Annotated in this window: 24 protein-coding genes and 1 pseudogene; 23 read left to right on the top strand and 2 right to left on the bottom strand. The window is 51.2% G+C overall.

Features of this window, described 5'->3' with window-relative positions; translation table 11 throughout:
* Positions 1-8 precede the first annotated feature (8 nt).
* From recU to KNP95_RS06270, 9 genes are all read left to right on the top strand, one after another.
* Positions 9-605 (top strand): Holliday junction resolvase RecU, encoded by a 597-nt coding sequence (gene recU / locus KNP95_RS06310; protein WP_214836203.1) that lies wholly within the window; start codon positions 9-11, stop codon positions 603-605.
* 21 nt (positions 606-626) lie between these two features.
* Positions 627-3,272 (top strand): transglycosylase domain-containing protein, encoded by a 2,646-nt coding sequence (locus KNP95_RS06305; protein WP_214836200.1) that lies wholly within the window; start codon positions 627-629, stop codon positions 3,270-3,272.
* A 90-nt stretch (positions 3,273-3,362) separates the two neighbouring features.
* Complete coding sequence (locus KNP95_RS06300) at positions 3,363-3,923, top strand: hypothetical protein (protein WP_251138500.1); 561 nt, start codon at positions 3,363-3,365, stop codon at positions 3,921-3,923.
* A gap of 14 nt (positions 3,924-3,937) precedes the next feature.
* The gene (locus KNP95_RS06295) at positions 3,938-6,187 is read left to right on the top strand and encodes a DEAD/DEAH box helicase (protein WP_214836197.1); all 2,250 of its coding nucleotides are present in this window, start codon (positions 3,938-3,940) and stop codon (positions 6,185-6,187) included.
* Complete coding sequence (locus KNP95_RS06290; RefSeq protein ID WP_214836194.1) at positions 6,184-7,341, top strand: ribonuclease H-like domain-containing protein; 1,158 nt, start codon at positions 6,184-6,186, stop codon at positions 7,339-7,341. Before KNP95_RS06295 ends, KNP95_RS06290 begins: the two co-directional genes overlap by 4 nt.
* Complete coding sequence (locus tag KNP95_RS06285) at positions 7,338-7,883, top strand: SLOG family protein (protein ID WP_214719747.1); 546 nt, start codon at positions 7,338-7,340, stop codon at positions 7,881-7,883. The genes KNP95_RS06290 and KNP95_RS06285 overlap by 4 nt, the downstream gene beginning before the upstream one ends.
* 5 nt (positions 7,884-7,888) lie before the next feature.
* Positions 7,889-8,188, top strand: coding sequence for a cell division regulator GpsB (gene gpsB, locus KNP95_RS06280; RefSeq protein ID WP_021067237.1), 300 nt, complete (start codon positions 7,889-7,891; stop codon positions 8,186-8,188).
* An 18-nt stretch (positions 8,189-8,206) separates the two neighbouring features.
* Positions 8,207-8,782: an NERD domain-containing protein gene (locus KNP95_RS06275; protein WP_214719746.1), complete on the top strand. Its 576-nt coding sequence runs from the start codon at positions 8,207-8,209 to the stop codon at positions 8,780-8,782.
* Positions 8,783-8,831: 49 nt separating this feature from the next.
* A complete protein-coding gene (locus tag KNP95_RS06270; RefSeq protein WP_214836192.1) occupies positions 8,832-9,104 on the top strand; it encodes a hypothetical protein in 273 nt (90 codons plus the stop codon).
* Between the two features lie 118 nt (positions 9,105-9,222).
* Here the strand turns inward: KNP95_RS06270 and KNP95_RS06265 are convergent, their stop codons facing one another.
* A complete protein-coding gene (locus KNP95_RS06265) occupies positions 9,223-9,516 on the bottom strand; it encodes a hypothetical protein (RefSeq protein ID WP_021067239.1) in 294 nt (97 codons plus the stop codon).
* 95 nt (positions 9,517-9,611) lie between these two features.
* Here KNP95_RS06265 and KNP95_RS06260 point away from each other — a divergent pair, with 95 nt between their 5' ends.
* Positions 9,612-9,860 (top strand): hypothetical protein, encoded by a 249-nt coding sequence (locus tag KNP95_RS06260; protein ID WP_021067240.1) that lies wholly within the window; start codon positions 9,612-9,614, stop codon positions 9,858-9,860.
* A gap of 35 nt (positions 9,861-9,895) precedes the next feature.
* On the opposite strand, the gene KNP95_RS06255 is transcribed toward KNP95_RS06260, so the two are convergent.
* Complete coding sequence (locus KNP95_RS06255) at positions 9,896-11,428, bottom strand: FAD-dependent monooxygenase (RefSeq protein ID WP_353048983.1); 1,533 nt, start codon at positions 11,426-11,428, stop codon at positions 9,896-9,898.
* A gap of 155 nt (positions 11,429-11,583) precedes the next feature.
* Here KNP95_RS06255 and KNP95_RS06250 point away from each other — a divergent pair, with 155 nt between their 5' ends.
* The 13 genes and pseudogenes from KNP95_RS06250 (at position 11,584) to KNP95_RS06190 (ending at position 23,112) form a co-directional block, all read left to right on the top strand.
* Positions 11,584-12,162 carry an NUDIX hydrolase gene (locus KNP95_RS06250; RefSeq protein WP_483299317.1) on the top strand — a complete coding sequence of 193 codons (579 nt, stop codon included), beginning with the start codon at positions 11,584-11,586 and terminating at the stop codon, positions 12,160-12,162.
* A gap of 41 nt (positions 12,163-12,203) precedes the next feature.
* Positions 12,204-12,404: a DUF2187 family protein gene (locus KNP95_RS06245; protein ID WP_138859537.1), complete on the top strand. Its 201-nt coding sequence runs from the start codon at positions 12,204-12,206 to the stop codon at positions 12,402-12,404.
* Between the two features lie 17 nt (positions 12,405-12,421).
* Positions 12,422-13,615, top strand: coding sequence for a DUF2157 domain-containing protein (locus tag KNP95_RS06240; protein ID WP_214836186.1), 1,194 nt, complete (start codon positions 12,422-12,424; stop codon positions 13,613-13,615).
* Complete coding sequence (locus KNP95_RS06235) at positions 13,612-14,076, top strand: GDYXXLXY domain-containing protein (RefSeq protein WP_214799546.1); 465 nt, start codon at positions 13,612-13,614, stop codon at positions 14,074-14,076. Before KNP95_RS06240 ends, KNP95_RS06235 begins: the two co-directional genes overlap by 4 nt.
* A 262-nt stretch (positions 14,077-14,338) precedes the next feature.
* Entirely contained in the window at positions 14,339-15,052 is a 714-nt protein-coding gene (locus KNP95_RS06230; RefSeq protein ID WP_251138499.1) for a 3D domain-containing protein, read from the top strand.
* Between the two features lie 170 nt (positions 15,053-15,222).
* Positions 15,223-15,939 (top strand): annotated as a pseudogene (locus tag KNP95_RS06225) (ABC transporter ATP-binding protein); the annotation flags it as partial.
* A gap of 10 nt (positions 15,940-15,949) precedes the next feature.
* Entirely contained in the window at positions 15,950-17,455 is a 1,506-nt protein-coding gene (locus KNP95_RS06220) for an ABC transporter permease/substrate-binding protein (RefSeq protein WP_214833613.1), read from the top strand.
* Entirely contained in the window at positions 17,452-18,330 is an 879-nt protein-coding gene (locus tag KNP95_RS06215; RefSeq protein WP_214836183.1) for a diacylglycerol/lipid kinase family protein, read from the top strand. Before KNP95_RS06220 ends, KNP95_RS06215 begins: the two co-directional genes overlap by 4 nt.
* 133 nt (positions 18,331-18,463) lie before the next feature.
* Positions 18,464-19,816 (top strand): sodium-dependent transporter, encoded by a 1,353-nt coding sequence (locus KNP95_RS06210; RefSeq protein WP_214836446.1) that lies wholly within the window; start codon positions 18,464-18,466, stop codon positions 19,814-19,816.
* A gap of 181 nt (positions 19,817-19,997) precedes the next feature.
* Positions 19,998-20,714, top strand: a complete 717-nt coding sequence (locus tag KNP95_RS06205; RefSeq protein WP_214836181.1) for a 5-bromo-4-chloroindolyl phosphate hydrolysis family protein — start codon at positions 19,998-20,000, stop codon at positions 20,712-20,714.
* Complete coding sequence (locus KNP95_RS06200; protein WP_021067252.1) at positions 20,698-21,927, top strand: toxic anion resistance protein; 1,230 nt, start codon at positions 20,698-20,700, stop codon at positions 21,925-21,927. The genes KNP95_RS06205 and KNP95_RS06200 overlap by 17 nt, the downstream gene beginning before the upstream one ends.
* A gap of 52 nt (positions 21,928-21,979) precedes the next feature.
* The gene (locus tag KNP95_RS06195; RefSeq protein WP_029595628.1) at positions 21,980-22,555 is read left to right on the top strand and encodes a deoxycytidylate deaminase; all 576 of its coding nucleotides are present in this window, start codon (positions 21,980-21,982) and stop codon (positions 22,553-22,555) included.
* Positions 22,556-22,755: 200 nt separating this feature from the next.
* Positions 22,756-23,112, top strand: coding sequence for a hypothetical protein (locus tag KNP95_RS06190; RefSeq protein WP_029595627.1), 357 nt, complete (start codon positions 22,756-22,758; stop codon positions 23,110-23,112).
* The last annotated feature ends 84 nt before the right edge of the window (positions 23,113-23,196 follow it).

The following is a 23,196-nucleotide window of genomic DNA, read 5'->3' as shown; positions in this document are numbered from 1 at the left end:
TATTAGGGGTGACGACATTGTTCCATTATCCAAACGGAAAAAAGCCGCAACCTGCGGCTGGGCCGGCCCGATCGAATCCGCAGACGTATGCGAACCGAGGCATGAACCTCGAGACGCTGCTGAACGACACGAACGAGTTTTATCGGCTCCACAGTCGGGCGGTCATCCATAAGAAACCGACGCCGCTGCAAATCGTGAAAGTCGATTATCCGAAACGGAGCGCGGCGAAAGTGACCGAGGCGTATTTCAAGCAAGCATCGACGACCGATTATAATGGGGTGTATCGCGGCAAGTATATCGATTTCGAGGCAAAAGAGACGAACAATAAGACGTCGTTTCCGCTCGGAAACTTCCACGACCACCAAATCCACCACATGCGTGAGTGTGAGCGGCATGGAGGGATTTGTTTTGTCATCATTCGGTTTAGCCGCTATAATACGCAATATGTGTTATCGACGGAGCAATTATTAGTTTGGTGGGAACAGCGCGAATCGGGACGCAAGTCGATTCCGCTCTCCTATATCGAGCAAGAAGCAATTGAAGTTCCAACCCGAGCGATGCCGGCCATCGATTATTTGACGGCGATTGAAGCATGGCTCGATTGAAATAGAAGGAGTGAAGCATGAATGGAACGAAGTCGGATGGCACGTCGGCAAGACACGACGAGCAATAAACGTAAACCAGCGGCTAAAAAGCCGAAACCAAAAGCGAAGAAGTCGAAGTTTCGACGCATCATAACGATTTTAGGGATTTTATTCATCATCGGCGTCATCGCCGGCGGCGCATACACCGCGTATGCGATTGCGACAGCACCACCGCTCGATGAAGAGAAATTGGTCGATACGTACCCGATTCAGCTGTTATCGGCTGAAGGTGAGCCGCTTGAAGGCAGCGGTCAAATTCGTGAGTACGTCTCGATTGACGATATCTCGGAAGTGATGCAACAAGCGGTCATCTCGATTGAGGACCGTCGTTTCTATGAGCATAACGGGGTCGACTTGCGTCGCATCGGTGGCGCCGTGCTCGCGAACGTGACCGACGGCTTCGGGGCCGAAGGTGGTTCGACGATCACGCAACAGCTCGTCAAACAATCGTTCTTGTCGACCGACAAGAAATTGAAGCGCAAGCTGCAAGAGCAGTGGCTCGCCATCAAGCTTGAACGCGAGTACACGAAAGAACAGATTTTAGAGATGTACTTGAATAAGAACTACTACGGTTCAGGTGGATATGGGGTCCAAACGGCTTCGAAACGATACTTCAATAAACCGGTATCGGAAGTGAACTATCAAGAGGCGGCCATTTTGGCCGGTCTCCCGCAACGTCCGAGTGCCTACGACCCGATTAACGGGGACCAGGAGCTCACGCGTTACCGTCAAGAGCAAGTGCTCTCGGCGATGAAGCGTGACGGTCACATCACGGAAGAACAATACAACCAGGCGCTTGACGTCGAGATCGCCGACGTCATCTCGCCTGGTGAAGAAACAGAAGAAGAGACGTATACTCGTTCGATTTACGCCCGCGTCCAAGCCGAGCTCGAAGAAGACTACGGTCTCGAGCAGGCAGATATTTACGGGACTGGCTTGAAAGTGTACACGTCAATCAATAAAGACTTGCACACGAAGTTCAATAGCGACATTAAGAACGATAACGTAAACCTTCCGAATGGTGCGTTCCCAGAAGATCTCCGCATGGGGGCGACGGTGTTGAACACGAAGACGGGTGAAATCGTCGCCGTCATCGACAGTGAACAAGCGAAACAAGGCGATAAAACCTACCGCGATTATTCACGGGAGAAACGCCAAATCGGTTCGACGGCGAAGCCGTTCTTCGATTACGGTCCAGGGATCGAGAACGCACAATGGTCGACCGGGAAAGTGTTAATCGATAAAGCGTTTGACGACAGCGATAACTATAAACCTATAAACTATTACACAGGATTCCGCGGTGCCAATACGATGCGCTACTACTTGACGATTTCCGGTAACACACCGGCCGTCCGTGCCTTCTATGAAGTGCGGGACGAGTTCGGTCAAGAAGCGATTCAATCGTTCGTCGAGAACGTCGGCATCGAGCCATCGATGTCAGGCGACGAGATGAACGCCTCGAACGCACTCGGAACGGCGGAAGCAAGTACGACGCAAATGGCAGCCGCTTACGCTGCGCTCGGCACGAACGGGATGTACACGAAGCCGCACTTGATTCAAAAAATCGAGTTCAACGACGGCTCGACGATCAATTCGCCGATCAAGGCGAAGCAGGCGATGGAAGACTATACGGCGTATATGTTGACGGACATGCTCCGTGACGTCGTCAGCGGTTCGAACGGGACGTATGAGCCTGGCGCGTTCCCATGGGACGTCGCCGGTAAGACCGGAACGACGAACGATGATAAAGGCGACGAGAAGGATAAATGGTTCACCGGCTATACGACTGATTACTCGATTTCGGTATGGACGGGCCGTGCAAATGACGTACCAGTATCGTTGTTTAAACCGAACTACGCCCAGTACTACTTCGAGTATATGATGCAGCAAGTGACGAACGCGACGGGTCAACCGGACCGCTTCCAGCAACCGGAGTCGGTGCTCTCGCTCGGCAACGAGCTGTACGTCAAAGGAACGAAACCGAAAGACTTACAGCCGGATAAATTGGCCGCTCCGACCGGCGCATCGATTGACTATGATGTGCCTACTGGAACGGGTACACTCTCGTGGTCGTATGACACTCAAGGGGTGCAGGCTGCAGGTTACCAAGGACTTTCGTTCACGGTGACCGAAAAACGTCCGGACGGAAGCGAGCGTGTCGTCGGGACAACCGAGGACACGAGCATCGCCATCGCTGATCTCGCTTCAGGGCAGACGACGTTCACGATTGTCGCCAACGCGACGAACGCGCTCGTCGGAGATCAACAATCGAGCCCGCTTCAGACTACGTATACCGTCGAACGAAGCGAGGAGCCTCCGGCCGAAGAGGAAGAAGAGCCAGCCACGGAAGAGACGTCGCCTGAAGAAGAAGGCGATCAAACCGATGGTCAAAATAATGAGAACAACGATAATAATGGCAATAACGGTAATAACAATAATGGTAACAATGAGAATAACGGGAACGACACGAACACCGAAGACGAGAACACGGAACCACCGACCGAAGAAGAACCGCCAGCAGACGAGACTGATGGCGAAACGGATTCGAACGGAGACGTCAGCCGTCAATCGACAGACTCGAATGGCCGAGGTAACGGCAACGGGAATGGCAACGGTGGTCGTGACTAAAACAGATTCACAGGAAACAGGGCGACATCAGCGCCCTGTTTTTCTGTTTCGTTTGCTATAATGAAAAGAAAGCGAATAGGATGGTGACACATGGTACAACTCTCACTGAAACGCAAGATGAAAGTGTTGTTTGTGATCGACCGACTGCAAGACGATGATTTAGGTTTTCCGTTACACGGTATCAACGGCTTGAAAATGAGCCGATTGCTCGTCGAGGAGTCGATTCCGTTCGGACGTTTGATTGATGATCAAGCGATAGCCGAGGCCAGTGGCCATCCTTATTTGAAACGAATCGGCGTCGAGACGATGTTCCTCGGCGACGAACCATTCTATCCAGAACTTCTGCGGGGCAAGCGTCAAGCGCTCGCAACGCATGAAGACTACCATAAAGCGGTGCAGCGTTACACGAAACATTTGCAAGCCGTCCATTCGAAATGCACAAAGCTACATACCATCGTCTTGTTCGGACGGTCGACGCAACGGTTGTATGACGATGCGATCATTCGTCTCGAAGAAGAGAATGGACATGTCGCCGACGCCTTCAAAGAAATGGCTGTGCTGCGCTTACCTGCTGTCCATCGGCTCGTACGCGATGAACGAATCGGCGAAGTGAAAGCTATCGTGGAGCGACTCGCACCTTCGAAATCGTAAAGAAGGTGAACCTCATGCGGAAAAAACGTTCCGTGGAAGAAATGATCCATACGCTCAAGACCGACCCGGGCTTTTCTCAAAACGTGACACATTGGCATACGGTCGAGGCGAAACCGGCCCGCTACGCACCGATTCCGTCGAGTCTGCCGCCAGATCTCGTCCGGGTGCTGCATGGCCGGGGAATTGAACAACTGTACACTCATCAAGCCGAAGCAATCGAGCAGACGTCGCGTAGGAACTCGACGGTCATCGTCACACCGACCGCATCCGGGAAGACGCTCTGTTACAACCTGCCCGTCCTGTCGAAAATGATTGAACAACCGAACGCCCGGGCGCTCTATTTGTATCCGACGAAGGCGCTCGCGCAAGACCAAAACAGCGATTTGATGGAGATGGTCGAAGCGCTCGAGGGCGACTTGCGTTGCTTCACCTATGATGGCGACACGGCACCGGCAGCCCGAACGAAAGTACGGGACGCCGGCAATATCGTCATCACGAATCCAGATATGCTACATTCCGGCATCTTGCCGCACCATACGAAATGGATTCGCTTGTTCGAGAATTTAGAGTATATCGTTGTCGATGAGCTTCATACGTATCGCGGCGTGTTCGGCAGCCATGTCGCCAACGTCTTCCGCCGCCTGAAACGGATTTGCGCCTATTACGGGAGTCATCCGAAATGGATTATGACGTCGGCGACGATTGCCAACCCGGTCGAGCTGGCTGAACTGTTGACGGAAGAAGACGTCGTCCTCGTCGACAATAACGGGGCGCCACAAGGCAAGAAGCATTTGATTTTCTATAACCCGCCCGTCGTCAATGAAGCGCTCGGTATTCGCCGGAGTGCCACGCTCGAGACGAAGCGTATCGCTTCCAAACTGGTCGAGGCGGACATCCAGACGATCGTCTTCGCCCGCTCACGCGTCAGGGTCGAAGTGTTGTTGACGTATTTACAAGAATTGACGCGGCGCGAGCTTGGTCCTAAATCGATTGTCGGATACCGGGGTGGTTATTTGCCATCGGAGCGTCGCGAAATCGAACGCCGGCTCCGTAACGGGGAGATTAAGGCCGTCGTCTCGACGAATGCGCTTGAACTCGGCGTCGATATCGGCCAATTGCAAGCGTGTGTGTTGAACGGTTATCCGGGCACGGTCGCCTCGATGTGGCAACAAGCCGGCCGGGCCGGACGCCGTCATTCCGAGGCGCTCGTCATCTTCGTCGCCTCATCGTCATCGCTCGACCAACTCGTCGTCGAACAACCCGATTTGATTTTAGACCGGTCTCCGGAAGCGGCTCGTCTCGACCCGAACAATTTAATCATCCTCGTCGACCATATGAAATGTGCCGCCTTCGAACTGCCTTTCCAGAAAGGGGAGCGGTTCGGCACAGTCGAGACGGAAGAGATTCTCGATTTTTTGACGGACGCCCACATTTTGCACGAACGGGCCGATAAATATTATTGGATGACCGATGCGTTCCCCGCCCATGACATCTCGCTTCGGACGAGTGACCAAGAGAACGTCGTCATCGTCGATCAAACCGCGAAGAACCAAGTCATCGGTGAGATGGATACGTTCAGCGCGATGACATTGCTCCACGACGAAGCCATCTATTTACATGGCGCCGAGCAGTATCAAGTCGAACGTCTCGACTTCGAAGAGAAGAAAGCGTACGTCCGACGCGTCGACGTCGACTACTATACGGACGCCAATTTGGCAGTCGAACTGAAAGTGTTGGAAGAGAACAAGACGACCGGCGTGAAGACGTTTGGGGAAGTGTCGGTCATCGCGATGGCGACCCTGTTCAAGAAAATCAAGTTCGGGACGCATGAGAATATCGGTTCCGGACCGATTCACTTGCCGGAGCGGGAACTTCATACGACCGCGACATGGTTTACGCTCGACGAACGGTTCGCCTATTCAGAGGCCGACATGGAAGACCAGCTCGAGGCGGTCAGCGATCTGTTGCGACGCCTGGCCCCGCTCTATTTGATGTGTGACACGCTTGATCTGTTCACGACGATTCAAATGAAAGCGACCCATACGAATAAACCGACCGTTTATTTATATGACCGTTATCCGGGCGGCATCGGGCTGAGCGAAGCACTTTATCGCGACGCCGATGAGGTCTTGGATGCGGCCATTCGAACGGTCGACGATTGTCCGTGCGAGAGCGGTTGTCCGCGCTGTGTCGGAATGATTGGCTACGGTGACTTTAAACAGCAGGTCGTCAGACAGTTGCAAGCATTGAAAGGAACGATATGAAAGCAAAACTATCACGACTCATTAAAACGAATGAACCGAAACAGGTGACCGTGACGCCGGACGACGTCGAGCAAGCGAAATGGCGGGCCCGAGGCGGAGAGATTTTGACGTTCGAACAAGAGTGGTGCGTCCGCTTGAAACAGATTTATCCACTCGATGAGACGTATCATGATTATACGTTCGGAGAGGCGAAAGCCTCGCTCGCGACATCGACCCATCCGTTCTTTCAAGTCGATGTGCCATCCGAACAGGTATTGTTCATGGACACCGAGACGACCGGGCTTCGCGGCTCCGGCACCTCAATCTTTTTAATCGGCTTCGCGCGCTTCCAAGACGATCATCTGGAGATGATTCAGTACGTGTTGCCGCACCCGGCATTCGAGACCGCGTTCTACTATCACTTCTTGAATGACATCGGCGACGAGGTTCGTTTCGTGACGTATAACGGCAAGTCGTTCGACTGGCCCCAAATCAAAACAAGGCATACGTTCGTCCGTTCGAAAGTGAAGGCGCTCCCGGCCGTCGGCCACGTCGATTTGTTGCATGCCTCACGTCGTCTGTTGAAACCGACGCTTGAATCGGTCTCGCTCAAAGCGGTCGAGGCCCATTTCGGTCATGCCCGGACGGACGACATGCCCGGCTTTTTGGCGCCGATGCACTATTTTCAATACGTGAAAGAACGGGAACCGGATATCATCCAGCCCGTCATCGAACACCACCATGCCGACTGTTTGAGTCTCGTCTCGCTCTATAAACGGCTCTGTCATCTCGTCGAAGCTGATGAGACGCCGTTCGGGGAAGAGCGGGCCCACTGGTTGAACGATCTCGGTAATGCCGAGGCGGCGCTTCAAGAATATGAGCGGCTTGAACAGCCGACGAAACGTGCCTTGATGCGTCAAGCCCTGCTGTTGAAACGGACCGGCCAGATGGAGCAGGCGTTGCCGCTGTTCGAACAGGTCGGTACGGTCGAGGCATTCGTCGAGCTCGCGAAATATGCCGAACATCATCAAAAAGACATCAACCGAGCCATCACGTTCACCGAGCAGGCGCTGACGCTCTCGGAACGGAAAGAGACGGTACTTCGACAGACCGCCTTTACCGAGATGCGGGCACTCCGTCATCGGATGAATCGGTTAGAAAGGAAGCGGTCATGAAAGTTGTCGCCATCACAGGATATCGTCCACATGAGCTCGGCATCTTCAAAGCCGACCATCCTGGCATCGATATCATCAAAGAAGCTTACGAGCGAAAAATAATGGAAGCAATCGAGCGTGGGGCCGAATGGTTCATCTTTAGTGGCACGAACGGTTGTGAATTGTGGGCTGGAGAAGTATTGTTAGAGTTAAGAGAATCTTATCCAATCAAAATTGCCGTGTTTCCACCTTTTTTACAGATGGAAGAGAAGTACAAGCCGTTTGAACAAGAACTGTTCATCCGCTTGCAGCTCGAGGCTGACTTTTTTGAACCGCTGACCCAACGTCCGTACGAGGACCCGAGCCAATTGCGCGCAAAAACCGCCTTCTTTTTGGACAAAGCAGCAGGATTAATCACGCTGTATGACGAAGAGACGGGGGGAAGCCCTCGTTTTCTCGTCGAAGGGGCTAAACGAAAACACCAGATGGAGTTATTCTTGATTACGCCGGAAGAGTTACGTGTAATCGAAGAAGAAAAACAATGGGAACAACATTGGGAGTGAAAATCATGCAGACCGAACTAACAGCTGAAGCCATTTATAAACAAGAATTCAAGACAGCCCTCCGTGGCTACTCACAAGAAGAAGTCGACCAGTTTTTGGACGTCGTCATCCGCGATTACGAGAAGATGACGAAAGAAATCGAACGGTTGCGCCAAGAGAACGAGTCGCTTCGTCGCGGTTCGAACGAACAAGCAGCAGAACCGGTCAAACCGGCCCAGCCTGTCGCGTCGAACTATGACATGTTGCGACGCATCTCGAATTTAGAAAAGGCCGTCTTCGGAAAACAGGTCGGTCCAAGCGAATAAAGGGAGGAGGTGGAGAAGATGTTACAAGTATTGACGGCCGTCAAGAAAGAACCTGAGAAACGACAGACGAAAGGCTTGTTCCGCACGAAAGAAGAAGTCATCGCACCACCGAAATCGTACACGGACGAGATCGTTGAGATCATTCGTCATACGTGTCGCTTTGATTGGATGATGATTGAACACGTCCAGCTCGGCGATGACGTTCTCGATTATGTGTTGGTCGGACCGAAAGGCGTCTTTTTAGTCCGCATCAACCGGACGACGTCGGCCGTCCATATGACGAACCGGGATTGTCGTCTCGAGACACCGCTCGGTTGGAAAAACATCTATCCGCATCCGATGGAAGAGCTTGAGCGGATGACGAAGCATGCCCGGAGCGTCTTGAAGAGGCAATGCGGACAAGCTGTCCCCGTCACGTCATTTTTAATATTCCCGGAGACACCACGTCTCAAAGTGGAACGCATCAAAGCGAACTGTGCCGAGACATTCGATGTGATTGACGACGTCATCACGAAGACGAAGCTCGAGCTGTTGTCTGAGGCGACGATTAAACACATCGCCTACTATTGCTCGGAGCGGCAAGTACATAAATGAAAATGGCGCTGAAGAGTCAGCGCCGTTTTCATTGTAGGAGGTTTTCTGAATGTTATCTTGGCTGGGGATGACGAAGGGAGAGAAGAAGGGACGTCAATTTTTTGGGAGCACGCAGAAGAGAACGGTGACCCTTGTTCTGCTTACGTCCCTGATGGTGCTGTTCGGTGTGAAATCTCTATTGACTTCCTTAATCCCAGTAGCATATCTAGCTGACTCCATTATTGCTGTTCTGCCAGGTACGTTGGGAATCCTGGTTGCTTTGGTCTACGTATTAATTTTAGAACGATTACTGGGGGACAAAGCCGACAACAAAAAGTTATAGGAAGCGAGAAAGTGGTAAAAATACAAACTCCTTGTGCCCGGTCGGACAAATACAAAGGCTGCAGACGATGTTTATGTCTACAGCCTGACAAAACGGCGCTGTAGTTTCAGCGTCGTTTTCATTTCAATAATTGTCGAGCCTTCTGTTCGTCTTTGCGATGGACGAACAAGGCGACCCGGTCGTCCAAGTTTTTGGCGAGCGGGCGGAACAGGCGGCCGGTCGGCAAACCGTGCTCGACGCGACACGTGATGCCTTGTTCTGTTAAGTACGTATAGTCGTCCAACAGCGCCTCGCCTTGTTTGCCAAACGCCTCACCGAAGCGGACCCACTGCAAGTTGCGGACGGCGCGGATTGAGACGAGCACAACGAATGTGATGCCTAAGACGATAATTAAAATAGTTTCCAAATTCAAAGCGTTCAACCCCTTCTTTACATAATTTTAAGGGCGCAACCGCTTGAAAGCAACAACGATGGACCGGTATACTCAAAAGAAAGTGGGGGATGACTATGAAAACAACGATTCAATCGCGTCGCGAAGCCGTGACGCTGCTAGAAGACAAGCACGTGCTCTACATTCGCATCCATAATGGACAGACCGGGATGATCAAACAAACCGATGATGGCATCATCGTCGCAATCCCGAATGAAGAGACGGACAAAGTTGATTTTCGCAAGTTGGAAGATATCGAAGCGTTCGAGGCGTTTTATGACTTGACGCTGTCGAAACCAGGGACGCTTTATTACAATCAAGCGTAAACAAAAGCTCCACTCAAATCCGAGTGGAGCTTTTGTCATAGGGACGGCAACCATGCTGCCATTGTCGCTTGTAGCGCTTCCGGGCGAAGATGCCGCTGCTTGTGGAGCAGATAACCGTCCGGACGGATGACGAGGACGCCGCGTTTCATGAACAGCGATTTCGCGAGCTCGTTGCCTTGATCGAAGAAGGGACGGCTCGTCTTCGACAGCGTGATGATTTGGAAGAACGATTGATAATCGTTCAAATAGTCATACAACGCGCTCGCATCCCGTTTATCGTCGTCGAGCACGAGCACTTGGAAGCGACCGTCGGCGACTTCTGAAATCTTCGTGCGGAGTCCGTCGTCCGTCCGGATAATCTCGATCTCCGGGAAGATCTTGCCTTCGGTGACGCGTAAAAACGGGACGCGGGAATGTCCAGGATACGACAAGTGTAGCTGGGCAATCCGTTCCGTGATTTTTTGGTTGATGAGATTGACGCGCGTGAAGACGTCGGCGCCGAGTGCTTGGAACGGCAGGAGGACTGGGAGCGTTGTCTGTAACACTTCGGTCGCCACGTTCGTCGTCTGCAGGACGTTACGGGCCACATGCTCGCGCTCATCGCGATACGAATCGACGACGCGGAACGGGGCACCCGCCTTCAAATGAAGCCACAGCTTCCAGCCGAGGTTGAACGAATCGGCGATGCCGGTATTCATCCCTTGTCCGCCGACAGGTGAATTGATATGGGCGGCGTCACCCATGAGAATGACGCGATTGTGAATGAATGAGTCAACCATGCGGTTATGGACCCGGAACAATGAGAACCATTCGACCTCGTCGATTTCGACATCCATATGGCTGCGCTGTTCGATCAACTCACGCAATTCCGCCTCGCTGAACGACTCATCGCTCGCGAGATTGCCGGTGATGCGAATCGTGTCGTCCGTGAGCGGGAAGACTTCCAATACACCGCGGTCCGAAAAGAAAATATGCACCTCTTCACGCGAGATGTTCCATTTGGCTTTCATGTCGGCGAGCACCCACGATTCCTTGAACGATTTTCCGCTGAACGGCAGAGCGAGCATGCGTCGAATCGAACTGTTCGCTCCGTCGGCCGCCACGACATATTTGGCCTCGATTGTCCGGTTTGAGTCTGACTCCAAATGTGCGAGCACACGAGACGGGTAATGAGTCAGTGACACGAGCGCTTCGCCACGCTGTACGTAATGCCCGTGCTCGTTTAACGCCGCCTCGAGAATTGCTTCGGTCTCGTTTTGACGGAGCAACGTCACGAACGGATAGGGCGTGACGAGACGGGAGAATTCGAGCTTGGCCGTCCATTGTCCTGAAAAATATAGATTTCCTTTCTCGATGGTCCGCGCCCGGTCGAGCACTTCTTTGGCGACATCGAGACGAGAGAAGACTTCAATCGTCCGAGGTTGAATCCCGATGGCGCGGGAGTTGTTCGACGGTGTCGTCTTGCGATCGATGATTTCAAATGAGATTCCATATCTGGCTAACGTCAGCGCGAGCGTGAGTCCGGTCGGGCCCGCCCCGACAATCAATACATCAACTTGTTTGTCCACCACATCTACCATCTCCTATCATTAATAATGATATTTCCGACATTTGATGCGTTTAAACGAGGAGACAACGGTGGAACTGTAGAAACATAGAGAATGAGGTGGAGAACATGAAACAATCGTGGATCACGGAACAACAATTGCGTGACAGTTTTTCGATGGAAGAGAATTATGAACAGACGGCTGCCGTGTTGATTCCTTTGGTCGAGGTCGATGGAGCGTGGCATGTCATCTTTGAAGTGCGCGCCCATACGATGCGGCGCCAGCCTGGAGAAATCTCATTCCCGGGCGGCCGTCTCGATCCTGGCGAGACCCCGGTCGAAGCGGCTATTCGTGAGACGAGTGAGGAGCTATTGCTCGCGATGGAAGAGATTGAAGTGATCGGTCGCCTGCAACCTCTCGCGACGCCACATCGGCAACTGATCTATCCGTTCGTGGGGGTGATTCCGACAATCCCTGACGTCCGTCACACCGATGAAGTCGACCATCTGTTCTCAATCCCGGTCGAGACGTTGCTGTTGCTCGACCCGTTCCACGGCGAAATGGAATGGACGATGAATCCTGATCAAAATATTCCGTTTGACCGGATGGCGAATGCTAAAGCGTACGAAAAACGGGTAATTAAAATGAGAGAACCTTTTTATGAACATGAACACTACATTATTTGGGGATTGACTGGGAAAATTTTGACACAATTTATTAAACGGCTTAAAGAAAACGTATTCAAACCGATATAATTTCGTTATAATGATAGAAACAAATTTAAGATTGGAAGTGAATGGTTGTGTCTGTAGAATTCGTTGTGGGTGATATCGTCAAGTCAACTCGTGAAGGTTGGGTCGCAGAAGTGACTGCCGTATTGACCAATACGGTCATCGGGGACGTTTCCATCATGGAAGAATTTCAACAGCTTGGTCTCGAATTCGAGAAGCAAGTTTTACTGAAAAAAGATTTGGAATTGATCGAACGCGCCAGCTGACCTTTTAATCGAAAGGGATGATTCAGGTGTCCATTGACAAAAAAGTTCGTGAATGGGAAGAGGCCGGTTTACTGGATGAAGTGACCGGTCAGCGCTTGGTCGAGTATGAACATAAGAAGTTGGCGGTCGGTGACAAACGTGAGCACAAACCGCCTATTCTTGTGATTATCGGATCGATTTTGCTCGCACTTAGTCTATTCAGTTTTGTCGCGGCCAATTGGCAAGCGATTCCTGATCTTGTGAAAGTCGCCATTTTCCTCGTGTTTATGGTCGGGATGTATGTGACCGCCGAACGCCTGCAAGTGAAAGCGTCACGCTATGTCACGCTATTCCGACTGTTAGGCGTCGCCTTTTTCGTCGCCACGATGATCGTCATTTTCTCGACGTATAATCTTTCCTCGCAAATTCCGTTCTTATTCTGGTTATTCCTTGCCGTCGCCGTCATGCACAAATTGATTTTCAAACATCCGATTTTCACGTTCTTGGCCGCACTCGCTGCTTTTTTGGCAATCACGAATAGTTTTCAAGGCATCGGCATCACGTTGATTGCGTTCGGATTGATCGTGACGTGGGTCTGGTTCCATTATGGGGACAACGAGCTCGATCGCATTTTCGCCTGGTTCGGCTTCTACGGCCTATTGATCACGATTGGTCAGTACGCCGACTATGAAGGCCGCTTTTGGCCGCTATGGACACTCGCTGCGCTACACGTCTTGTTTCTCGTTTATCAGGAGCGGGCCCAATGGAACTATCTGTACCTGTTCGTCGCAGCCGTCCTATCAATCGGCTATTTGATTAATGCGACGGAAGGCTGGTTGTCGCAACGAACGCCGTCGGTCATCGAGGCGACAATCCTTTCGGTCGTCCTCGTCGCCGTCTATTTGTTGCACCGACGTCCAGATTTGATGTGGGTCAGCCTGCTCGCCGTCATCCCCTTCTCATTGTTCGAGGATTCGGGCATCTTGCTGGCCATCCTGCTTGAAGCGGTCGCCCTCGCTTATCTCGTCTATCAAGACCATAATCGCAAACCGATCGTGCTCGCCTTCATCTATTTCTTGCTCGTTCAAATGACGATCTACTTCATCTATGTTTGGGATAAACTCGATATTTCACTTTTCTTCCTCATCGGAGCATTGATCGTCTTCGCATTGTCGCTCGCCTTGTGGTGGCGCAGCCGTAGTCGTACTACGAGAGGGGATGCTCAGACATGAAACGATTGACGCCTTGGCTAGTACCGATTGTGCAAGTGTTGATAGCCGTCGGGTTTATACTGCTCGTCTATGCGGTCTCCTGGTTCGGTGAGACATATACGTTCAAAGCGACTTCCTACGAACCGTACGACCCGTTTTTCGGAGACTTCGTCTATTTGGAGTATGACTCGTTCGAAGGAAGACAAGATGTCGAGTCAGGGACAGTATACGTCTCATTCAAAACGGGGGACGATGGATATGCGACCATTGACCGGGTCAGTTCACGGCCGTTTTTCGGAGGCACTCGGGCCAACTATTACGACCGCCAAGTATATATTGATGATATGAGTTCGTATCGTGTCGCTGAGGAAGAGACATCAGCAATCGAAGGAGCGAAGACGTTCGAAGTGGACGTCGACGTGGCACCTTGGGGCATGGTAAGACCTCACGATTTGCGCTCGACCGAAGCTGAAACAGAATGACAATCAGATTACAGATTTGTTACACTATATGTTGTAACGAATCTGTAATTTTTTATTAAAACGCTTGGTAGAGCTATGTTCCACGTAAATGTTACAGATTGTAACCGATAGAGAGTCGATGTGTCAGAAATATTTCACTTCATCAAAATCCCTTCTCGGGGTCGGACGGACATGGTAAATTAACTCCTGTTCGTTAGATGACGAGAAAGGTGCTGACCTATTGATTATGCATTCCTTAAAATATATGATGACTGTCCTACTTATGGCGGTGGGAACGTTCGCGTTTGCCGCGACGGCGGATGCCGCCCAAATCGGGATTGGGACGGAACAAAAAATTGTCCAAAACCCACTTGAATTGGAACGAAAAGCGATCGAGCAAGAACGCCAACAAAAGATTGCACGAGAAAAACGACTAGCCGAACAGAAACGGATCGCGGAAGAAAAACGTGTGGCTGAAGCGAAACGGATTGCGGAAGAAAAACGTGCCGCCGAAGAGAAAGCCGAGCGAGAGCAGGCAGAGCGTGAAGCAAAAGCAGAACGTTTGGCCGAAGAAAAACGTGTCGCTACCGAGCAGGCACGACAAGAAGAAGCGAAACGTCAAGCCGCAACTTCGAAAAAGCAATCGACGGTGTCGACAACGACTGCAACTCCAGTCTCGACGACAGGACGCTCCATTCAAGCCGAGTCGACGGCGTACACGAACGATGCAGCCGATAACGGCTCATACGGGGGCCGCGTCTTGACGGCAACCGGTCATGATGTCACGGATTCGATTTTCTATAACGGCATGCGTATCATCGCCGTCGATCCAGCTGTCATTCCACTTGGAACGATTGTTCAAATCGAAGGTGTCGGTCAAGCGATCGCCTTGGATACGGGTGGACGCATCAAAGGAAATATCGTCGACTTGCTCGTCGATACGAAAGACGAGGCCATCAACTGGGGTCGTCGCCACATCACGATTACACTTCCATAACAGCAGGTTCTCCTTCAGGAGGACCTTTTTTTGTGCCTTGTTTCATGATTTTACTTATCGGCAGTGGTCATACGCACCAGATAGCACGTCCGATTGTTTAACAAACGTTGGAAACGGGCAAACTAATATTTGACTTTCATGAAAAAGTTACGAGCCGAGGAGGGGTAGAGTTGATAGAATTTCAAAATGTGTCCAAGCGCTACGAAGACGGGACGCTAGCCGTCAAAGACTTGGATTTGACAGTCCGTAAAGGAGAGATTTTTGTCTTAATCGGGCCATCGGGGTGCGGGAAGACTACGACGATGAAGATGGTGAATCGACTGATTGACCATACAGATGGAAAAATCCTCATCGACGGGAAAGAGATTTATCAATTCGATATATACGAGTTGCGACGCAACATCGGTTATGTGCTCCAACAAATTGCCTTATTCCCTCATTTAACGGTCGAGGAAAATATTTCTGTCGTTCCCGAATTATTGAAATGGCCGAAACAGAAGACGAAGGACCGCGTGACCGAACTCATGAACATTGCAGGGCTGGATCCGGTCTTGCGAGTGAAAAAGCCAACGGAACTATCCGGTGGACAGCAACAACGCGTCGGCGTATTGCGGGCGCTTGCAGCCGACCCAGAAGTCATCTTGATGGATGAACCGTTCTCGGCGCTCGATCCGATTAGCCGAGGTCAGCTTCAAGATGATATTAAACGCTTGAACGATGAGCTCGGGAAGACGATTCTGTTCGTGACCCATGACATGCAAGAAGCGATGAAACTAGGGGATCGCATCGCCTTGATGCGTGATGGCGAATTGGTCGTCATCGGTACTCCAGATGAAATCAGAGCGAGTACGGATCCGTTCGTCCTCGACTTTACCCAACGTGGAAGAGGTGAGGTAGATGCTTGAGACATTTCAAAACCGGCGTGGCGAACTCGTCGAGGCGCTGATTGAGCACTTGCAGCTCTCCGTCGTATCACTCTTGATAGCCGTCTTAATCGCCGTTCCGCTCGGGATTTGGTTGACGCGTCGCAAGAAAGTGGCCGAGACCGCAATAGGCGTTACCGCCATCATTCAAACGATTCCTTCTTTGGCGTTACTCGGTCTTATGATTCCGCTCGTCGGGATTGGTGCCTTACCGGCGACGATTGCCCTCGTGCTATATGCCTTGCTCCCGATTTTACGAAATACATTCACCGGGCTGAACGAGGTCGATAAATCTCTCATCGAAGCGGCCCGGGCTTGTGGGATGAAACCGAACCAAAGTTTGATGAAAGTCGAACTCCCGCTCGCGCTACCGGTCATCATGGCCGGGATTCGAACGGCGATGGTGCTGATTGTCGGAACGGCGACGCTCGCCGCCCTTGTCGGCGCTGGTGGGCTCGGGACGTTAATCCTTCTCGGGATCAACCGAAACGACAATTACTTAATTCTGCTCGGGGCAATCCCGGCCGCCATCCTTGCCTTGTTGTTTGATTTCTTGCTTCGCCAAATGGAAGGGGCGACGGCAACCCGGAACAAGACGAAATTGATTGCCGTCTCGACCGTGTTGGCACTCATCGTCGCGGCCCCGCTCGCCTTCGGTCGGACGCAACAGACCGACCTTGTCATCGCGGGGAAACTCGGGCCAGAGCCTGAGATTTTAATGAACATGTATAAGCTGTTGATTGAAGATCAGACTGACTTGTCTGTATCCGTCCGTCCGAACTTCGGAGAGACGACGTTCGTCTGGGGCGCGTTACAATCTGGTGATGTCGACATCTATCCAGAATTCACAGGAACGGTGCTCGCGAGTCTCGTGAAAGAGACACCGAACTCGAACGATGCCCGTGAAGTGTATGAACAGGCTCGGGACGCGCTCGCCGATGACGGCTATGCGTTGCTTGAACCGATGCAGTTCAACAACACGTACGCCATCGCGATCCCACGCGACTATGCCGAGCAAGAAGACATCACGACCATCTCGGATTTACGAAACGTTCAATCGGATATTAAAGCCGGATTCACGCTCGAGTTCACGGACCGTGAAGACGGATACCCGGGACTGCAACAAGCGTATGGACTCGATTTCCCGTCGGTCGTCTCGATGGAACAAAAGTTGCGCTATCGTGCTATCGCACGTGGAGACGTCAACCTCGTCGATGCGTATGCGACCGACCCGGATATCGCTGAGAACGAATTGCTTGTCCTCGAGGACGATCAACAGTTCTTCCCACCTTATCAAGGAGCTCCGTTGGTGAAACAAGAGACGCTCGATGAACATCCGGAAATCGAGGATGCCCTCAACCAATTGGGTGGTAAAATTACTGACGAAGAGATGTCTGAATTGAACCGTCGCGTCGCGTACGGGAATGAACGGGCGTATGACGTCGCGAAAGATTTCTTGGAGCAGGCGGGCTTATTATGAGAGCATTGATTATCTCCAATCCCACGTCTGGCGGGAACGAGACGATGCTCGGTGAGGTAGTCGGGACGATTGAATCGTTATACGATGAGATTTTGATTCGGAAGACGCTCGCGCAAGGAGACGCCGGTCGTTTCGCCGAAGAGAGCGGGGCTTACGAGCACTTGATTGTCATCGGCGGGGACGGGACGCTTCACGAGGTCGTCAATGGCTTGATGAAGCTTCCGCGGGATGAACGGCCGACAATCGGTCTGATTCCGGCCGGCACGTGTAATGATTTCGCCCGTGCCCTCGCTCTACCGGTCGAACCGATCGAGGCGGCCCGTTTGTTCAAGATGAGTTACGCGCAAAAGGTCGATGTGATGCGAGTCAACGAACGGTACGGGCTCAACTTCATCGGGGTCGGCCTGATCGCAGACGCGTCGAGACAAATCGATCCGCTCCAAAAAGAATCACTCGGGTCAATCGGTTACTTTTTAGCGACAATCCGGCAGTTTCGTGAACTCGATCCGTTCGACGTTCGCATCGAACACGGAGGGGAAGTCGTCCACGATGGACCAGTCAGCTTCTTATATGTAGGGAACGGGGCTTATCTCGGGACAGTACCGACGAAGCTCCCGACCCAATCGTTCACGGACGGACTCGTCGAGGTCGTCCATAGTTCCGCCATCGGCTTCCCGATGATTCGTCAATTGTTGACCCAACAGCTCGGGCTCGAACAGTCGTCTCCGGAATGGGTGCATCTACAGATGTCTCAACTGACCGTCCATTTGAGTGAATCTCAAATCATCGACGTCGATGGGGAGCACTTCGAGGCTGAACGGTTGGATATCGATGTCTTGCCGGGCGAGTTGTCATTTCTTGTCCCGTCACACTAAAAATCTATAAAAATTGCTGACAGAGAAAAGAATTCAGACTTTTCTCTGTTTTTAGTTGTTCTCATTTCTGAACCGTGTTAGTATTTCACTATTATTATGAAAAAAGATATGAAAACAGGAAGTAGGGATGGTAATGGCGCAAAATTCGTTCGCCTCAAAAATTGGATTCATCTTAGCGGCCGCAGGGTCTGCGATTGGTCTCGGTGCAATCTGGAAATTTCCGTATGTCACCGGCACAAGTGGAGGCGGCGCCTTTTTGCTCATGTTTTTAGCGTTCACGCTCTTACTCGGGTTACCGCTATTGATTGGTGAATTCATCGTCGGACGCTCGACACAAAAGACGGCACTGCTCGCTTTCAAAAAATTAGGCCACGGGCGTTGGACACTCGTCGGCTACCTCGGCGTCATCGCATGTTTCTTATTGCTCTCATTCTACAGTGTCATCGGCGGTTGGGTTTTAATCTATGTCGGGCTCGGATTGAGCGGGACATTGAACGGACGTTCTCCCGACGAGTTCGGTGTCGTTTTCGGAGATGTCGTCTCATCTCCAGGCATCGCCGTGTTCGGTCAGTTCTTGTTCTTATTGATTACGCTTTTAATCGTCTTGAAAGGTGTCGAGGCTGGCATCGAGCGCATGAGTAAGATTTTAATGCCGCTCTTGTTCGTCAGTTTCATCGTGCTCGTCATCCGTTCGTTGACGCTCGACGGTGCGATGGAAGGGGTTCGCTTCTTCTTGCAGCCTGACTTCTCGGCCTTGACCGGTGAATCGGTTTTGTTCGCCCTCGGTCAAGCGTTCTTCTCGCTATCGCTCGGTGTCGCGGCCATGTTGACGTACGCCTCGTACATTCAGACGAAAGGTACGCTTAATCGTTCAGCGAACATGATCGTTCTCTTGAATATCGCCGTCTCGCTATTGGCAGGCCTCGCGATTTTCCCGGCCGTATTCGCTTCGGGTCTTGACCCGGCAGAGGGACCGGCGCTTCTCTTCGTCGTCTTGCCGGCCGTCTTCAACCAAGTACCGCTCGGTGGATTCTTCATGGTGTTGTTCTTCTTATTGTTCACATTCGCCTCGGTCACATCGTCGATTGCGATGCTCGAAGTCGTCGTAGCAGGTGTGACGGACAAGTTGAACGAGAAGAAACAAACGATATCGAAGCGTTACGTCACCCTGTTGTCAGCGGCCATCGTCTTCGCAGTCGGGATTCCATCGGCACTCTCGTTCGGTGTCATGAGCGAGATGCAGTTCTTAGACGGTCGCACGTTCTTCGATTCGATGGATTACATCGTCAGCTACGTATTAATGCCGGTCGGTGCGCTCTTGACGTCGATTTTCGTCGGATATATCGTCGATCAACGCATTTTGAAAGAAGAGATTCAAACGTCAGACATCGGTGTGAAGTTGTACCCGATCTGGCACTTCTTGATCCGGTACGTCATTCCGGTGACGGTCGCCGTAGTTATGGTGACGACGTGGGTCAGATTATAACGGAAGCAACCTCCTGATTCGTTGAATCAGGAGGTTTTTTGTATAGTTATCGGCAATACTTTTCGTTCTTGCGACCGAGAGAGCGCGCGGGAACGTTATGCTAAGCTTATAAAGATGACGAAACTTTTTTTGAAGGGTCACGTAAGGTACAATAGAAGTATCATGAGACGAGGTGAAACGGATGAAAACATGGATGAAATGGGCCCTGACCGGGGCAATCCTATATTTTGCCATAAGCGTTTTTGATTTCTCTTGGTTGTTTATCATCGTCGGGGCGCTCGTATTGAACGAAGTGTGGTCGAACAGCAAACGTCGGAAGCGCTCACCGGCGCCCGTCGCCAAGCGGGCCAAAAAGAAATTGTTGCTCGATGAGGACGAACCGTTCGTCGGTTCACGCATCTTGAAACCGCTCGAAGAAGCGGCACCGGTGCGCCAATTTGAAGCGACAGATGATTTAGAGCTTCAATTTTTACAGCGGACGATTGAACAAGGCTATGAGAAGTTACAACAGATTGACCGCGTCTTGCCTGAGATTAATGACATCGAGGTGCGGCGTGAGATGAAGGCGGTCTCGAAAGAGGCACACGAACTGTTCGCTGAGCTGTTCGAGAATCCTCAAGATGCCAAGCATGTCCGTGACTTGTTCACGTTCTATTTGGACTCGCTCGTATCGGTCGTATTGAAATTCAAAGAACTAGAAGGAAAACGGGTCGTCATTCAAGAAGAGACACGTGAACAGTTGATGACCAATATGCGGCTCATCGTCGACAAGTTCAAACAACAGCGCAGTCGTCTCCTCGAAGATGACGCGGTCGATTTTGAACGAGAGTTGATCATGATGGAGAGAGTATTGGCCGATCAACCAGAAGGGAGAAAAAAGCATGACTTCATCGAATGAAACGAACTGGCAGTCATGGCCAGAAGAAGAACTTACTTCCCAAACGAAAACGAAGACGGAAACCGATGCGATTTCGGACCCGTCCGTGGACTGGTCAGCGATGACCGAGAAACATGAGGTGCCGGCCATTCAAGTGAATGCCGACGTCCCACAAGCGCACCGGGAACGCATCACGCGCATCGCGGAGTCGATTGATATTAAAAAGACGGATTCCGTCATGCTGTTCGGTTCGAACGTACAACGTGAACTATCGCAATTCTCGGACCAAATCTTGACTGAGGTCCGGATGAAAGATGGCGGAGACGCCGGCAAGCTGTTGTCCGACTTGATGCAGAACGTTCGCAAGATGGACCCGGACATGTTGCAACCGGAAAAGAAGAGCTTCATGGACAACCTGCCGCTCATTGGCCGGGCCAAAAAGAAAGCCGAGAACTATAAGTTACAGTTTGAAAAGATGAGCGTCTATTTAGAAGAGGTCATCCATAATCTAGACCGAGCCAAGTTCGGTTTGATGAAGGATATCACGATGCTCGATCAAATGTACGACAAAAACAAACGCTACTTCGAAGAACTAAACGTCTATATCGCCGCTGGGGAGACGAAGCTTGATCACGTACGGAGCTATGAGATTGCCCCGCTTCGTCAAGAAGTCGAGATGTCGAAAGACCAGGTCAAACTGCAACAGTTGAACGACATGATTCAACTCGCAGACCGGTTTGAGAAGAAGTTGCACGACTTGAAACTGAGCCGGACGATCAGCCTACAGATGGCCCCGCAAATCCGGGTCATCCAGCAGAACAACCAGATTCTAGCCGAGAAAATCGAGTCGGCGGTCGTCAATACGATTCCACTCTGGAAAAACCAAGTCGTGCTCGCGCTCAGCTTGACGCGGCAAAAGACTGCGCTCCGGATGCAGCAAGACGTCACGAAGACGACGAATACTTTGCTCGAGCAGAACTCGAAGATGTTGAAAGACTCGTCAATCGAGATTGCCACGGAGAACGAGAAAGGCATCGTCTCGGTCGAGTCGCTCAAAGTGGCACACGAGAACTTGCTTTCGACGCTCGATGAGACGCTCCGGATTCAACAAGAGGGACGTCAGAAGCGTCGTGAGGCGGAACGTGAACTCGATCGGATGGAGCACGAGTTGAAAGAAAAAGTCATCGAGATTGCTTCGAAAAACAAAGAGTTGCCAAAAGAGACTGGATATTGAACGGGGAAAGTCTGAGCATTCAGACTTTCCTTTTCTTCGAGGAGGATCAACAATGGATAAACAACACCTATGGGACGAGACGTGGTTACAGTTTGCCGATATGATGGCGGTACGTCATTCGAAGTGTGCTTCTAAAAGTGTCGCTTGCGTCATCGTCAAAGATGAGAAGCCGATTTCGATTGGCCTGAACGGCACGCCGCCGGGGCATACGAACTGCAATGAAATCTTCTTAAAGCGGGATGATGGATTTTATAAGCGTGCTGAATACGTATCCGCGAATGCGGTCGACTTGCTTGAGACGCCGGTCTCGTTCATTCATGACGGTGTGACTTATATCAAATGCTCTGACCCGTACGATCATCACAATTGGTCGAAACAACATGAGATTCATGCTGAAATCAACGCAATCGGAAAGCTCGCCGCCGATTCGACGAACGCTTTCGGGGCGACGGCTTATGTGACCCATTCGCCGTGCCACGCCTGCTCGCTCGCTTTGATCGCCTCCCGCGTCGCTCGTGTCGTCTATGCGGTTGGTTATGAACATGGCGACGGTCTCGATTTGATGCGCGAGAGCGGAATTGACGTGGTACATATGCCACTTGAAAAAAGTTTTAAAAACACATTGTAAACGTTTACATTCGGTGTTATATTATTAATGTACTGCCAATGGTGTTTTACTCTTCCATTATTTGTCTCTCCTCGGAGGGACCTTTTTTTATGTTCACAACTAGGTGAGACAAAAATTCCACAAAATGTTCAACATTTCACAATCTTTTCGGGGGTTTCTTTCTTATAATGAAAGTAGATTAACGAGAGGGGAAATGTTACATGGAAAAACAAGTTCGTTTCACAGATGGTGCCTATGATGTGGAAGCGTTGATCACACTCGAAGAGGTGTGGGAAGATAAGTTCGCGATTGGAACGCATAAAGAGTTGGCAGTCAAAGCACTTAAGATCAATGGAAATGATATTTCAGAAATGAAGCACGTCCGCGCGCTACTCCGTTACTATCCGACGCTAGGTGTATCGGGCATCTTGCTCGCGCTCGATGATGCGGCAGCCGAAATCGTTCGTATGTCTGGCGACAAAGATCCTGCACTTCAGTTCGTCGAACTCGTGGCGTTACAGATGGACGAGGCGTCTACAGAGGAATTAAAAGGTTTATACGCTGAAATGGCGGTCTAAATAACAAAGGATGACAACTCCGTCATCCTTTTTTTCATTTTCAGGTTGCATTGCCGAATCAGTATGGTATTATTGTCAATAGAT

This window comes from Exiguobacterium sp. s36, assembly GCF_018618345.1.
Lineage (GTDB): Bacteria > Bacillota > Bacilli > Exiguobacteriales > Exiguobacteriaceae > Exiguobacterium > Exiguobacterium chiriqhucha.
Note: the sequence above shows the minus strand (reverse complement) of the source record. Positions and strands in the feature narration are given on the sequence as shown.

Coding starts and splice junctions, on each gene's coding strand:
- KNP95_RS06195 (WP_029595628.1), top strand. CDS start 21,980: ATGGATAAACAACACCTATGGGACGAGACGTGGTTACAGTTTGCCGAT.
- KNP95_RS06295 (WP_214836197.1), top strand. CDS start 3,938: ATGCGGAAAAAACGTTCCGTGGAAGAAATGATCCATACGCTCAAGACC.
- KNP95_RS06200 (WP_021067252.1), top strand. CDS start 20,698: ATGACTTCATCGAATGAAACGAACTGGCAGTCATGGCCAGAAGAAGAA.
- KNP95_RS06220 (WP_214833613.1), top strand. CDS start 15,950: ATGCTTGAGACATTTCAAAACCGGCGTGGCGAACTCGTCGAGGCGCTG.
- KNP95_RS06215 (WP_214836183.1), top strand. CDS start 17,452: ATGAGAGCATTGATTATCTCCAATCCCACGTCTGGCGGGAACGAGACG.
- KNP95_RS06250 (WP_483299317.1), top strand. CDS start 11,584: ATGGAAGAGAATTATGAACAGACGGCTGCCGTGTTGATTCCTTTGGTC.
- KNP95_RS06235 (WP_214799546.1), top strand. CDS start 13,612: ATGAAACGATTGACGCCTTGGCTAGTACCGATTGTGCAAGTGTTGATA.
- KNP95_RS06290 (WP_214836194.1), top strand. CDS start 6,184: ATGAAAGCAAAACTATCACGACTCATTAAAACGAATGAACCGAAACAG.
- KNP95_RS06260 (WP_021067240.1), top strand. CDS start 9,612: ATGAAAACAACGATTCAATCGCGTCGCGAAGCCGTGACGCTGCTAGAA.
- KNP95_RS06190 (WP_029595627.1), top strand. CDS start 22,756: ATGGAAAAACAAGTTCGTTTCACAGATGGTGCCTATGATGTGGAAGCG.
- KNP95_RS06205 (WP_214836181.1), top strand. CDS start 19,998: ATGAAAACATGGATGAAATGGGCCCTGACCGGGGCAATCCTATATTTT.
- KNP95_RS06305 (WP_214836200.1), top strand. CDS start 627: ATGGAACGAAGTCGGATGGCACGTCGGCAAGACACGACGAGCAATAAA.
- KNP95_RS06300 (WP_251138500.1), top strand. CDS start 3,363: ATGGTACAACTCTCACTGAAACGCAAGATGAAAGTGTTGTTTGTGATC.
- gpsB (WP_021067237.1), top strand. CDS start 7,889: ATGCAGACCGAACTAACAGCTGAAGCCATTTATAAACAAGAATTCAAG.
- KNP95_RS06240 (WP_214836186.1), top strand. CDS start 12,422: ATGATTCAGGTGTCCATTGACAAAAAAGTTCGTGAATGGGAAGAGGCC.
- KNP95_RS06210 (WP_214836446.1), top strand. CDS start 18,464: ATGGCGCAAAATTCGTTCGCCTCAAAAATTGGATTCATCTTAGCGGCC.
- KNP95_RS06275 (WP_214719746.1), top strand. CDS start 8,207: ATGTTACAAGTATTGACGGCCGTCAAGAAAGAACCTGAGAAACGACAG.
- KNP95_RS06270 (WP_214836192.1), top strand. CDS start 8,832: ATGTTATCTTGGCTGGGGATGACGAAGGGAGAGAAGAAGGGACGTCAA.
- KNP95_RS06285 (WP_214719747.1), top strand. CDS start 7,338: ATGAAAGTTGTCGCCATCACAGGATATCGTCCACATGAGCTCGGCATC.
- KNP95_RS06245 (WP_138859537.1), top strand. CDS start 12,204: ATGGTTGTGTCTGTAGAATTCGTTGTGGGTGATATCGTCAAGTCAACT.
- KNP95_RS06230 (WP_251138499.1), top strand. CDS start 14,339: ATGGCGGTGGGAACGTTCGCGTTTGCCGCGACGGCGGATGCCGCCCAA.